The sequence below is a fragment of the Actinacidiphila cocklensis genome (genome assembly GCF_907177275.1).
GTDB lineage: Bacteria > Actinomycetota > Actinomycetes > Streptomycetales > Streptomycetaceae > Actinacidiphila > Actinacidiphila cocklensis.
Map to the genome: position 1 here is coordinate 141,126 of NZ_CAJSLV010000013.1, position 13,108 is coordinate 154,233.

9 protein-coding genes are annotated in these 13,108 nt (G+C 71.2%); 5 read left to right on the forward strand and 4 right to left on the reverse strand.

All coding sequences use genetic code 11. The features are described 5' to 3' along the window. Positions 1–83: 83 nt before the first annotated feature. Complete coding sequence (locus NFU81_RS03425; protein ID WP_251484809.1) at positions 84–521, forward strand: MarR family winged helix-turn-helix transcriptional regulator; 438 nt, start codon at positions 84–86, stop codon at positions 519–521. A 24-nt stretch (positions 522–545) separates the two neighbouring features. On the opposite strand, the gene NFU81_RS03430 is transcribed toward NFU81_RS03425, so the two are convergent. Continuing rightward, positions 546–1,718 carry an inositol-3-phosphate synthase gene (locus tag NFU81_RS03430; protein WP_251484812.1) on the reverse strand — a complete coding sequence of 391 codons (1,173 nt, stop codon included), beginning with the start codon at positions 1,716–1,718 and terminating at the stop codon, positions 546–548. A gap of 526 nt (positions 1,719–2,244) precedes the next feature. Between NFU81_RS03430 and NFU81_RS03435 the strand changes: the two genes are divergently transcribed. The 3 genes from NFU81_RS03435 to NFU81_RS03445 all read left to right on the forward strand — a co-directional run bounded on the left by NFU81_RS03435 (position 2,245) and on the right by NFU81_RS03445 (position 8,141). After that, entirely contained in the window at positions 2,245–3,552 is a 1,308-nt protein-coding gene (locus NFU81_RS03435; protein ID WP_251484815.1) for an ROK family transcriptional regulator, read from the forward strand. 336 nt (positions 3,553–3,888) lie between these two features. Further along, on the forward strand, positions 3,889–5,115 hold the full coding sequence (locus NFU81_RS03440) for a ThuA domain-containing protein (RefSeq protein WP_251484818.1): 1,227 nt from the start codon (positions 3,889–3,891) through the stop codon (positions 5,113–5,115). A gap of 86 nt (positions 5,116–5,201) precedes the next feature. Further along, complete coding sequence (locus NFU81_RS03445; RefSeq protein WP_251484822.1) at positions 5,202–8,141, forward strand: PQQ-dependent sugar dehydrogenase; 2,940 nt, start codon at positions 5,202–5,204, stop codon at positions 8,139–8,141. 97 nt (positions 8,142–8,238) lie between these two features. On the opposite strand, the gene NFU81_RS03450 is transcribed toward NFU81_RS03445, so the two are convergent. The 3 genes from NFU81_RS03450 to NFU81_RS03460 all read right to left on the reverse strand — a co-directional run bounded on the left by NFU81_RS03450 (position 8,239) and on the right by NFU81_RS03460 (position 11,944). Next, complete coding sequence (locus tag NFU81_RS03450; RefSeq protein ID WP_251484825.1) at positions 8,239–9,282, reverse strand: substrate-binding domain-containing protein; 1,044 nt, start codon at positions 9,280–9,282, stop codon at positions 8,239–8,241. A gap of 86 nt (positions 9,283–9,368) precedes the next feature. Beyond that, a complete protein-coding gene (locus NFU81_RS03455) occupies positions 9,369–10,460 on the reverse strand; it encodes an ABC transporter permease (protein ID WP_251484826.1) in 1,092 nt (363 codons plus the stop codon). Continuing rightward, positions 10,457–11,944, reverse strand: coding sequence for a sugar ABC transporter ATP-binding protein (locus NFU81_RS03460; RefSeq protein WP_251484828.1), 1,488 nt, complete (start codon positions 11,942–11,944; stop codon positions 10,457–10,459). Before NFU81_RS03460 ends, NFU81_RS03455 begins: the two co-directional genes overlap by 4 nt. A gap of 302 nt (positions 11,945–12,246) precedes the next feature. Here NFU81_RS03460 and NFU81_RS03465 point away from each other — a divergent pair, with 302 nt between their 5' ends. Continuing rightward, a complete protein-coding gene (locus NFU81_RS03465; RefSeq protein ID WP_251484829.1) occupies positions 12,247–13,095 on the forward strand; it encodes an alpha/beta fold hydrolase in 849 nt (282 codons plus the stop codon). Positions 13,096–13,108: the final 13 nt, after the last annotated feature.

Consider the following 13,108-nt stretch of genomic DNA (forward strand, 5'->3'; position numbering starts at 1 on the left):
CGGCGGAGAGAACGCTAGTCGGCTAATCATTAGCCGTCAATCGATTCCGTGGGCGACCCGCGCCCCGCTGCCGGGAGGCCGCGATGCCCGAATTCCTCGACCTGCACAGCAGGACGACCAAGGTGCTGCGGGCGCTCGCCGACGAGGCGATGCGCGCCAACGGCCTGCACTACGGGCAGCACCACCTGCTCGCCGCCCTGTGGGAGCAGGACGGCAGGACGCCGGGCGAGGTCGCTGCGAAGCTGCACGTGACCACTCCGACGGTGGTCAAGATGGCCGACCGGATGACCGCGACGGGCCTGCTGGTGCGCCGCCGCGACGACCGGGACAACCGGCTGGTCCGGCTGTGGCTCACCGACGCGGGACGCGCACTGCGTGAACCGGTCGAAGCCGCGCGGCGGGAGCTGGAGGAGCAGGTCACCGCGGACCTGGACGGCACCGAGCGCGCCGCGCTGATGGCGGCCCTCACGAAGGTCAACCGCGCGGCGGAAGAACTGGCCGACCGCACGCCGGCCCCCTGACCCGGTCGCCCCGGGCCGCCCGGCTCAGCCCTTTGCGGCAGCCGTGGCGGCCCAGGTGCGGAGGTGGTCGTACTGGGGGGTGAGGCGGTGGTCGGTCGCGCCCATCGGGTCCTTGAAGAAGAAGGCGAACTGCGGCTGCACCCCCGACGCGCCGCAGGCCATGGCGCGGCCCATCAGCCGTACCAGGTCCAGGACCAGCGGCGCGGCCAGCGCCGAGTCGCAGCCCTGCCAGGTGAACTGCATCGTCATCCGCACCCCTAGGAAGCCGTCGAAGGCGATGTGGTCCCACGCCGTCTTCCAGTCGCCGAGCGACGGCACCTCGTCGATGTGCACCTCGCCCTCGACCGGGTCGGGCAGCAGCTCCGCGAGGCTGCGCGCCTTGGAGGCGGTCTTGCTCGCCGCGGCGGACGGGTCCGCGAGCGTCGCCCCGTCGCCGCCGCCGAGCAGATTCGTGCCCGACCAGGCCCGAACGCGGAGCGCGCGGTGCGCGAACATCGGTGCGAGCGCGCTCCTGACCAGGGTCTCGCCGGTCTTCCCGTCGTTGCCCGTGTAAGGGACACCGATGCTGCGGGCGAGTTCGTCGAGCGCGGGCAGCCGCATCGCGCCCGACGGGGTGAAGTCGACGTAGCCGCACCCGGAGCCGAGCGCGGCATAGGCGTAGAGGGCGTGGGGGGGCAGTACGGGGTCGGGTCCCGCCAGTGCCGTCCGCAGCGCGGCCAGGTCGGCGAAGGCGGGGTGCGGGGCCGGTTGCGGGGCGGTCGAGGACAGGTTGACCACCACGACGCAGTCCAGCCCGTGCCGCTCGCGGAAGTCCGCCAACTGCCCGGCTATCGCGGCCGCCTGCGGTGCCTGGGAGCCGGCCGCCACGCCGACGCCGGGCCGGATCTCCCGGTCGGCCGCGGCCAGCGCCTTCCCTACGGCGACCGGCAGGTCCGCGGGCAGGACGCCTGCCGCGACCAGCTGTTCCGCCCTTTTGGCCAGCGGGACGCCGGTGATGTCGCAGCCGCCGAAGACCAGGTCGCCGACCGGGGTGAGGCCCGCCGCGCGGAAGTCGGGCAGCTCGGTGACGCAGCCGACCGGCGGGGCGAGCCCCGCCGCGACGGCCGCGGCGCCGACGACGACCGTCGTGGCCACGGAACCGCGTGCGCCGATGATCCACACCCCCAGCCGGGGACCGTGTGCGGTGGCCGAACCCATGCCTTCACCTCCGTGCGTCACCTGCTGCGGAGCGTTCGGGGAAGCGTGCCCTCAAGGCCGGGGAAGAGCGTGGGACGAGCGGCCGCCGGGGCCGTGGGGCGCGGTCGGCTCATCCGCGCTCACGGCGCCGACGTAGCTGTTCGTCAGTTCAGCGAATAAACTAATCACCCCTTCCCCTTGCGGCAAGAGGCAGTCAAGAATCCATCGAACGCACCACGCGCCGACCCGACGTGGGAAACCCTGAGGCGGTGCCCCGGCAGAGCGGGGGCCGGGGTCGAGTCCGTGGAAGTCGACGCGTAAGGTGCATCCCCGGCATCCGTGGGCGATCATCGCCGACACCCGTGGTGGCCGGCCGCGGCTGCCACCGCAGGCCCCGTCTTTTGCCCCGGCTTTGCTGTGAGTGTCATTGAACGCCGTTGACCTGCGGTGGAGCGTCTCTTAGTTTGGTGAATGAATAAATGGGCCAGAGAGGTTTGCCGAGCGGGACCGGGTGCGGTCCGCGCCGGCGGAGAAAGGTCGCAGCGTGATGAACGGCGGCGGGCAGCCGGCGAGCAAGCAGAGCATGCGCCGGCACAACCTCGCGCTGGTGCTCCGTCAGGTGGCGGCCGGCCAGAGCGCGTCGCGGGCCACCGTCGCCGCCCGGGTGGGCCTGACCAAAGCCACCGTCTCCTCGCTCGTCGAGGAGTTGCGGCTGGCCGGGCTCGTCATCGAGCACGTGCCGGAGAACCAGGGCAGGGTCGGCCGCCCCGGCGGCGCGCTCGCGCTCAACCCGCAGGGCGCGGCCGGCGTCGGCGTCGAGGTCAACGTCGACTACACCGCGGTGTGCGTCGCCGACCTGACCGGCGCCCCCCGGGTCCGGCTCACCGAGCGGGCCGACAACCGCGGCCGGGACGCCGAGGAGACGCTGTACACGGCCGGCCGGCTCGCGGCCCGCGCGTGCGCCGCCGCCCGGCGGGCAGGACTGACCCCGGTCCAGGTCACCCTGGGCGTCCCGGGCCTCGTCCACGACGACAAGGTGCTGCACGCCCCCAACCTGGACTGGCGCCACGTCCCCGCCGCGGAACTGCTGGTGCGGGGCCTGGGCCGGCAGCGGCTCGCGGTCTCGGTCGACAACGAGGCCAACCTCGCCGCGATCGGCGAGTTCCAGGCCAGGCCGGCCGGCGCCGGTGCGAGCTTCCTGTACGTGTCGGGCGAGATCGGCATCGGCGCCGGGCTGATGGTGGACGGCACGCTCTTTCGCGGCGGCGGCTTCGCCGGCGAGATCGGCCATGTCACGGTGCTCCCCGACGGACCCGAGTGCGGCTGCGGCGCGCGCGGCTGCCTGGAGCGGTACGCGGGCCAGGACGCGCTGCTCGAAGCCGCCGCGCTCGACACGGTGAGCGCGACCCGGCTGGGCTCGGCGCCCGCCGCGGCCGCCACCGCGACCCGTACCGTCGGCGGTTCCGGGCGCCCCGCGCTGCAGGACCCGCCGACCGAGGCCAACGCCCCGGTGGAGCGGCTCGCCGCGCTGGCCGCCGAGGGCGACGAGGCCGCGGTCAGGGCGCTCGCGGTGGCCGGCCGGGCGCTGGGTGTCGCGCTGTCCGGCGCGGTGAACCTGCTCGACCCGCCCGAGGTGGTGATCGGCGGGATATACGCCAGGCTGGCGCCCTGGCTGATCCCCGGTCTCCAGGTGCAGTTGCACGAGCGGGTCACCTCGGGCCGCTGGCGGTCCGACCGGCTCCAGGTCTCCGGGCTCGGCACCGAGGCCGCGGTGCGCGGCGCCGCGGGCGCCGGGGTGCAGGAGATCCTGCGCGACCCGTCGGCGTACATCGACCTGACCAGCCCGGTGCTCTGAACGATCACCAACTCCCGCCCGGATCGACCGAATTGACGGCCGATCCGGCGGTGAAGGCCGGGACGGAAGCGCTTCGTGGCTTGTCTGTGACAACCCTTGACGCTCCGCGCTCGGCCAATTAGTTTTTTGAACCAACGAACCAATTCATCACTCCGCTCGCGGTTTGCGCTGATCAGCGCGCCACGTCGGAGCTGAGGCATCCCTTGCCCCCACCAAGCCGCAGGACGGACCCGTCGCCGCCCGGCGCGAGCAGACGTGCTTCGCCGCGCCCCGACGCGCTCCGTCCGCTCCACCCTGCGGCACATCCCCCCGCAGTGCGTCACACGAGGAGCCGCCATGCGCACGCCCCGCCCACGCACCCGTCTTGCCCTGCTCGCGGCACTGAGCCTGTCCGCGGCAGCGTTACTGACCGCCACCGCCCCCGCGGTGAGCGCCGCCCCCGCCCCGGCGTCCGCCGACCGGGCCGCGGCGGCCCCCTTCAAGGTGCTGGTGTTCTCCAAGACCACCGGCTACCGCCACGACTCCATCCCGGCCGGCGTCGCCGCGATCCAGCAGCTGGGCCAGCAGAACAACTTCACCGTCGTCGCCACCGAGGACGACACGCAGTTCACCGACGCCAACCTCGCGCAGTACGCGGCCGTGGTCTTCCTGTCGGCGACCGGCGACCCGGTGACCACCCAGGCGGAGAAGGACGCCTTCCAGCGCTACATCGAGAAGGGCGGCGGCTACGTGGGCGTCCACGCCGCCTCCGACAGCGGCTACTCCTGGTCCTGGTACGGCAACCTGGTCGGCGCGTACTTCAAGCAGCACCCGGCCATCCAGGCCGCCACCGTCAACATCGAGGACCACGCCCACCCCTCGACCACGGGGCTGCCGAACTCGTACACCCACACCGACGAGTGGTACGACTTCCAGACCAACCCGCGCTCCACGGTGCACGTCCTGGCCTCGGTGGACGACAACTCCTACACCGGCTCCACGATGGGTGCCGACCACCCCACCACCTGGTGCCACAACTTCGACGGCGGCCGCGCCTGGTACACCGGCATGGGCCACACCACCGAGAGCTACACCGAGCCTAACTTCCTGCACCTGCTGCTCGGCGGCATCCAGACCGCGGCCGGCGTCGTGCCCGCCGACTGCACGGTCAGCTCCACCCCGCCGCCCGTCGATCACGGCATCCACCTCAAGGCGCACGCCAACGGCAAGTTCGTGACCGCGCCGAGCGGCACGCAGCCGCTGATCGCGAGCAGCACCACCGTGGGCACCAACGAGACCTTCGACGAGGTCGACCTCGGCGGCGGCAACGTCGCGCTGCGCGCCCACGTCAACAACCAGTTCGTGACCGCGGAGAACGCCGGTGCGCAGCCGCTGATCGCCAACCGGGCCGCGGCCGCCGGGTGGGAGACCTTCCAGCTGATCCACAACTCCGACGGCAGCATCAGCCTCAAGGCCACGGTCAACGGCAAGTACGTCACGGCCGAGAACGCCGGCGCGGCGGCGCTGATCGCCAACCGTACGGCGATCGGCCCGTGGGAGGAGTTCGACCTCTCCACCAGCTGAGCCCCCGCGGAGCAGCACGGCCGCACGCCATCCGCGGCCGTGATGATCTGTCATGCCCATGATCACTCTGGACCAAGGAGACCCACGTGTTGTCCGTACGACCACGACCACGACCACGGCTGCGCCCGCGCGTGCGCACCCGGCTGCTGAAGTGGCTGACGCTGCTGGTGGCACTGCTCACGCTGCCCGTCCTCGCGGTGCTCGCCACCGTGCCCGCGGACGCCTCGCCCACGAGCGCCGCGGGCGCCGCCGCGAAGCCGAACGTCGCCGGCGTCCCCGACAGCAGCTTCCAGAAGGTGCTGCTCAACAACTCGGGCGGAAACCCGCTGCAGTTGGACATCGCCAGCGACGGCCGGGTCTTCTTCATCGACATGCTCGGCGACGTGCGGATCATCAACACCGGCGGCACCACCGTCACCGCCGGGCACCTCGACGTCTTCACGGCGAACGAGAGCGGTCTGCTGGCGATGGCCCTCGACCCGGCCTTCGCCACCAACCACTGGATCTACCTCTACTACTCGCCGGCGTCGGCGAGCGTCGACCGGCTCAGCCGCTTCACCGTCAACGGCTCCACGATGGACATGACGAGCGAGAAGGTCGTCCTGGAACTCCCGGTGCAGCGCGCCGAGTGCTGCCACCACGGCGCCGGCATGGCGATCGACCACAGCAACGGCAACCTGTGGCTCTCCGTCGGCGACAACACCAACCCCTTCGCCTCCGACGGCTACGCGCCGATCGACGAGCAGGCGGGGCGGGCCAACTGGGACGCCCAGCGCACCGCGGGCAACACCAACAGCCTGTCGGGCAAGGTGCTGCGCATCCACCCGGAGACCAACGGCACCTACACCATCCCGGCCGGCAACCTCTTCCCGCCCGGCACCGACAAGACCAGGCCCGAGATCTACGCCATGGGATACCGCAATCCCTTCCGGCTGGCCCTCGACCCGAAGACCGGCTTCCCCGTGGTCGGCAACTACGGCCCGGACGCCGGTACCGCCAACGCCGGCCGCGGCCCGGAGAACACCGTCGAGTGGGACCTGCTGAGCAAGCCCGTCAACGCGGGCTGGCCGTACTGCATCGGCAACAACACCCCCTACATCGACTACAACTTCGCCACCAAGACCTCCGGCGCCGCCTTCGACTGCGCGGGCGGCCCGACCAACAACTCCCCGAACAACACCGGTCTGACCAAGCTCCCGCCGGCCACCCCGGCCGACGTCTGGTACCACTACAGCGCGGACCCGAACAACTTCCCGCTGCTCAGCGGCGGCGCCCCGATGGCCGGGCCGGTCTACCGCTACGACGCCAACCTGGTCTCCGACCGCAAGTGGCCGGCGGCGATGGACGCCCAGGCGATCTTCTCCGAGTGGAACACCAGCAAGGTCTACACGTTCCACGTCAAGTCGGACAACACCGGCACCGACGACATCCAGACGTTCCTGCCGTCGGTGTCGTTCAAGAAGCCGATGGACATGAAGTTCGGCCCGGACGGCGCCCTCTACATGGTCGAGTGGGGCACCGGATACGGCGGCAACAACGCCGACGCGGGCATCTACCGCATCGACTACCTCAACGGCGGCGCCCTCCCGGTGGCCTCGGCGGGCGCCAACCGCACCAGCGGCCCCGCGCCGCTCGCGGTGAACTTCTCCAGCGCCGGATCCAACGACCCGGCGGGCGGCTCCCTGACCTACCGGTGGGCCTTCGGCGACGGCGCGACCTCGACCAGCGCCAACCCCAGCCACACCTACAGCGCGGCCGGCAACTACACCGCCGTGCTGTCGGTCACCAACAGCGCGGGCAAGATCGCCACCGCGAGCATCGACATCACCGCGGGCAACACCATGCCGACCCTTACCATCAGCGCCCCACCCAACGGCGGGGTCTTCGACTGGGGTGACAAGGTCAACTTCTCGGTCAGCGTCACCGACCCCGAGGACGGCACGGTCGACTGCAGCCAGGTCAAGATCCAGGCCATCCTGGGCCACGACACCCACGGCCACCCGCTCGACCAGTACTCCGGGTGCAGTGCCACGGTCGCCACGACGCTGTCCAACGGGCACAGCGACGGCGACAACGTCTTCTACGTGATCGAGGCCAGCTACACCGACAAGGGCGGCAGCGGCGGGGCCGCCGCCCCGCTCACCGGCCGGGCGCAGATCACCCTGCAGCCCAAGCACAAGCAGGCCGAGTTCTACACCGACACCGGCCGCGCGAGCGACGGGCAGGGCACCGACACCCCGGGTGTCACCGTCGAGAACGGCGCCGACAGCGCCGGCGGCGGCCAGGACATCGGCTTCATCGAGGACGGTGACTACTGGACCCTGTCGCCGATCGCGCTCAACAACATCACCTCGATCGGCTTCCGTACCGCCTCGGCCAACGCCGGCGGCCGTATCGACGTCCGCTGGAACTCCCCGACCGGGACGCTGCTCGGCACCGCGACCGTACCGACCACCGGTGCCTGGCAGACGTACACCGACGTCACCGCCAACCTGAGCAACGTGCCAGGCGGCAGTGGCAAGGTCTACTTCGTCGCCCGCAACGGGTCCGGCCACACCGGCCCCGGCGCGCTGATGAACGTCAACTGGATGATGTTCAACGGCGCGGGCGTCGGTACGCCGGGCACCCCCGGCGGAACCGGCATCAGCCTCAAGGCGCACGCCAACGGCAAGTACGTGACCGCGCCGAGCGGCACCCAGCCACTGATCGCCGGCAGCACCACGGTCGGCAACGCGGAGCGGTTCGACGAGGTCGACCTGGGCGGCGGCAACGTCGCGCTGCGCGCCCACGTCAACAACCAGTTCGTGACGGCCGAGAACGCCGGCGCCCAGCCGCTGATCGCCAACCGGGCGGCACAGGGCGCGTGGGAGACCTTCCAGCTGATCCACAACTCCGACGGCAGCGTCAGCCTCAAGGCCGCGGTCAACGGCAAGTACGTGACGGCGGAGAACGCCGGCGCGGCCGCGCTGATCGCGAACCGGGACGCCATCGGCCCCTGGGAGGAGTTCGACCTGAGCACCTCGTGAGCGGCACGAACAGCCGCGGCTGACACCGCAACTGACACGGAACTGCCCCGGGCCGACGGCCCGGGGCAGTTCCATGCGGGGGTTTCGGGGTGGCGGATCAGGTGAAGGACAACGGCAGGTACTGGTCGACGTTGTCCTTGGTGACCGTCGCCGAGAACAGCGTGATCGAGGTCGGCACCTCCTGCTCGACCAGGTCGCCGATGCCCTTGCCCTGGCCGATCAGCCGGGCCAGGGTCACCGCGGACGCCGACATGCTCGACGGGTATATCACCGTCGCCTTGAGCACCCCGCTGTCCGCCTTGATCTCCTGCATCGCGTGCTTCGACCCCGCGCCGCCGACCATGAAGAACTCGCTGCGCCCGGCCTGCTTGATGGCCGCCTCCACGCCGATGCCCTGGTCGTCGTCGTGGTTCCACACCGCGTCCAGCTTCGAGCGGGCCTGCAGCACGTTGCTCATCACCTGCTGGCCGCTGTCCGCGGTGAACTGCGCGGCCTGCCGGATGCTCACCGAGAAGCCCGCCTTCGCCAGCGCCTCCTTGAAGCCCTGGCTGCGCTGCTTGGTGAGGTCGAGGTTGTCGATACCGGCGATCTCGCCGATCACCGGCTTGCTGACACCCTTCGCCTTGAGGGTCTTGATGATGTACTGGGCGGCGTTGACGCCCATGCCGTAGTTGTCGCCGCCGATCCAGGTGCGGTAGGCCAGCGAGTTGTCGAAGACCCGGTCGAGGTTGATCACCGGGATGCCCGCGTCCATCGCCTGGGCGCCGATCGAGGTCAGCGCCTTGCCGTCGAAGGGCAGGATCACCAGCACGTCGACCTTCTTGTCGATCAGCGTCTGCACGGCGCTGATCTGCGCGTTGACGTCGTTGGTGCCCTCGGCGGGCTGGAAGCTGACGTCGGTGTACTGTCCCGCCTGCGCCTTGGCGTTCTTGGTGATCGCCGCCATCCAGCCGTGGTCGGCGGCCGGCGCCGAGAAGCCTATGGTGACGTGCTTGCCCGGGGTGCTGCCCGACGCGGCGGTCGTCGCCTTCACGTTGGCCTTGTCCGCGTCGCCGTTGGAGTTGCTGGTGCACGCCGAGAGCAGCAGACCGCTGCCCAGGGCGCCCGCGCCGAGCAGCATGCTTCTGCGTCCCATGGGCATGGGTCCGGTCTCTTTCATTCGGGTGTTCCCTTTCGTCAGGGGTGGGGAGGCGGGGGAGCTGGAGGTGGAGCGGGTGGAGCCGCCGGTCAGGCGGGGGAGCGCGCGCCCCGGGTGCGCTGCAGCAGGACGGCGACCAGGATGATCAGCCCCTTGGCGATCTCCTGGATGTCCGTGGTCAGGTTGTTCAGCACGAAGATGTTGGTGATCGTGGTGAAGACCAGGACGCCGAGGATCGAGCCGAACAGCGACCCGCGGCCGCCGGCCAGCAGCGTGCCGCCGATGATCACCGCGGCGATGGAGTCCAGCTCGTAGAGGTTGCCGAGGTTGCTGGCGCCGCTGGTGGTGCGGGCGGTGAGCATCACCGCGGCCACCCCGCAGCACACCCCGGACAGCAGGTACAGCAGCATGGTGTGCCGCCGCACCGCGATGCCGGCCAGCCGGGCGGCCTCCGGGTTGCCGCCGACCGCGAAGGTGCGCCGGCCGAAGGTCGTGCGGTTCAGCAGCAGCCAGCCCAGTACCACGATCCCGGCCATCAGGTAGACCAGCAGCGGGATGCCGAGGAACTTGTCGGTCGCGATCCGGTTGAACGAGTCCACCGTGACCACCTGCGACTGCCGGTCCGACAGCCGCTCGGCGACACCGCGGGCCGAGGCCATCATGGCCAGCGTGGTGATGAAGGCGACGATCCTGCCGTACGCGATCAGGATGCCGTTGAGCAGTCCGACCGCCGAGCCCACGACCACCGCGGTGAAGAGCATCCCGCCGAGGCCGTACGACTGGGTGGCCACCGTGGTGCACCACACCGAGGCCACCGCGACGATCGCGCCCACCGACAGGTCGATGCCGCCGCCGATGATGACGAACGTCTGGCCCACCGTGATGACGCCGATGACCGCCGCGCTGGTCAGGATGTTGACGATGTTGTTGCTGGTCAGGAAGTTGTCCGAGGTCACGGTCCCCACCACGCCCAGCAGGACCAGCACCACCACCAGGCCGAGACTGTGCATCTGGTGCAGCGGGAACAGCCGGAGCAGCTGCTGCCGTCCGGACCCCGGCCGGCCGGGGTCGGGGCCCTCCTTCACCAGCGACGGCCTGGTCGCGACGTCGGCGCCCGACCGGGCCTGCGCGGGCAGCCCGGGGGCGTCCTCCGCGGGTCTCGGCGTCGTCTGGTCACTCATGCGCGGCTCTCTTCCATCACGAGGTCGAGTACGTGGGATTCCTTCAGTGAGGCCGCTTCGGCCTCATGGACGATCCGGCCCTCGCGCAGCACCAGCGCGCGGTCGGCGAGGCCGAGGACTTCCGGCACCTCGCTGGACACGAACAGCACTGCCACCCCGGAGTCGGCCAACTCCCGTACCAGCGCGTACAGCTCGGCCCGCGCGCCGACGTCCACTCCCCGGGTGGGCTCGTCCAGCAGCAGCACCCGGCAGCCGCGCAGCAGCCAGCGGGCGAGCACCGCCTTCTGCTGGTTGCCGCCGGACAGCGTGCGGACCGGGCGCTGCGGGTCGGCCGGGCGCATGTCGAGCGCGGCGACCCGCTCGGCGGCCGCGGTCGCCTCCCGGCGCCGGTCCAGCCAGCCGAAGCGGGCGAAGCGGCCGAGCGAGGAGATGCTGACGTTGCGTACGACGCTGTCCTGGAGGAAGAGGGCCTGACTCTTGCGCTCCTCGGGCGCCAGGCCGACCCCCGCCCTGACCGCGGCGGTGACCCGGCCGGGCGGCAGCCGCCGCCCGTCGACCAGGACCGAGCCGGACGCCGGGCGCGTCGCACCGTAGACGGCGTGCAGGATCTCCGAGCGGCCGGAGCCGACCAGGCCCACCAGGCCGACGATCTCGCCGGCGTGGACGGTGAAGCTGACGTCCTCGAAGCTGCCGGGCTGCGTCAGGTGCTCCACCCGCAGCACCTCGTCGCGCTCCGGTACGCCGCCGGCCGCGCCGCGCTGCGGGAAGTCGTACGCGGTCTCGCGGCCGGTCATCAGCGCGACGAGCTGGGCGGTGGGGGTGTCGGCCGGCAGGCCGCCGGCCACCGTGCGGCCGTCCTTGAGCACGGTGACCCGGGTGCCGATGGCCCGGATCTCGGCCATGCGGTGCGAGATGTAGAGGACGGCCACGCCGGTGGCGGTCAGTTCGCCGATGACCCGGAAGAGGTTGGCGACCTCGTCCTGGGTGAGTACCGCTGACGGCTCGTCCATCACGATCAGCCGGGTGTCGTGCGACAGCGCCCTGGCCATGCTGACGATCTGCTGCTGGGCGGGGGACAGGCTGCCGACCTCGGTGCCCGGTGCGATCTCCGGGTGGCCGAGCGAGCGCAGCAGTTCGCGGGCGGCGGCGGCGGTCTCGCCGCGCCGGGTGAGGCCGAAGCGGGCGCGCTCGTGGCCGAGGAAGATGTTGTCGGCCACCGACAGGCCGTCCACCAGGTCGAGTTCCTGGTAGATGGTGGAGATCCCGTGCCGCATCGCCGCCGTCGGGCTGGGCAGCACCACCGGCTCGCCGTCCCAGGTCAGATCGCCGCTGTCCGGCTGGTGCGCGCCGGCCAACACCTTGATGAGGGTGGACTTTCCGGCGCCGTTCTGGCCCAGTAGACAGTGCACCTCTCCTGGCTCGACCTCCAGATCGACGCCGTCCAGTGCCTTGGCACCGGGAAATGCCTTGGTAATTCCCCGCATTCGAAGCAGAGGAGAACTCACATTGCCACCTTGGGAGGGGAGAACTGTGCGTGCCGATTGAGACACAAAGCGTTCGTTCGTCAGTTCAGCGAACAAACTAATAAGCGGCGAGGGGGAGGGCAAGAGCGGGGACGGCACCAGTTTGGAAACCTGACGGCACCTCACCGGCGCCGCGGCGGCCGTGCGGGCCGCCGGTCGCGCGGCGGGGCCGGCTCGCGGGCCGATCGGTGCGGCGGGAAGGTCTACGGTGTATAGTTTACGCTGTATACCAACGCTGGAGCCGACAGACGGGGTCGACGACGATGACAACCGAGACGATCGAGCTTTCGGCCGGGACCATCGACTACCAGGACACCGGCGGCGACGGCCCGGTGGTCGTGCTGCTGCACGGCCTGCTGATGGACGCGACGCTGTGGGACGCCGTGACCGGGGAACTGCGCGCCGGGCACCGCGTCGTGGCGCCGACGCTGCCGATGGGCGCGCACGCCCGCCCGATGCGTGACGACGCGGACCTCTCGCCCAGGGCGCTGGCCCGGCTGGTGGGGGAGTTCCTGGAGCGCCTCGACCTGCGGGACGTCACGCTGGTGGGCAACGACACCGGTGGTGCGCTGGTGCAGTTGCTGATCGCGGAGGGTGCCGCGCGGGTCGGCTCGGTCGTGCTGGCGTCCTGCGACGCCTACGACAACTTCCCGCCCGGGCTGACCGGGAAGACCGTCGTCATGACCGGCAAGCTGCCGCCCGCGCTGTTCGGCCTGTTCATGCAGCAGATGCGGGTCAAGCCGGTGCGGCGGCTGCCGATCGCCTTCGGCTGGCTGACCAAGCGCGGCGACGCGGTCACCGCGCGCTGGATGCGGCCGATCCTGTCCCAGCCGGGGGTCAGGCGGGACACGGTCAAGGTGCTCCGGGGGATCGCGGCGGACCGGCAGGTCCTGGAGCTGGCGGCGGAGTCGCTGGCCGGCTTCGACCGCCCGGCCCGGGTCGTGTGGGCAGAAGGGGACCGTGTCATGCCCCCCGCCCACGGCCGGCGGCTCGCCGCCGCCCTTCCCCGGGCGCAGCTCGTCGTCGTGCCCGACAGCTACACCCTGCTCCCCCTGGACCAGCCCGCGGCGCTCGCGGCGGCCATCGGGGAGGCGGCGTCCTCCACCACCTGACCACGGGCGGCGC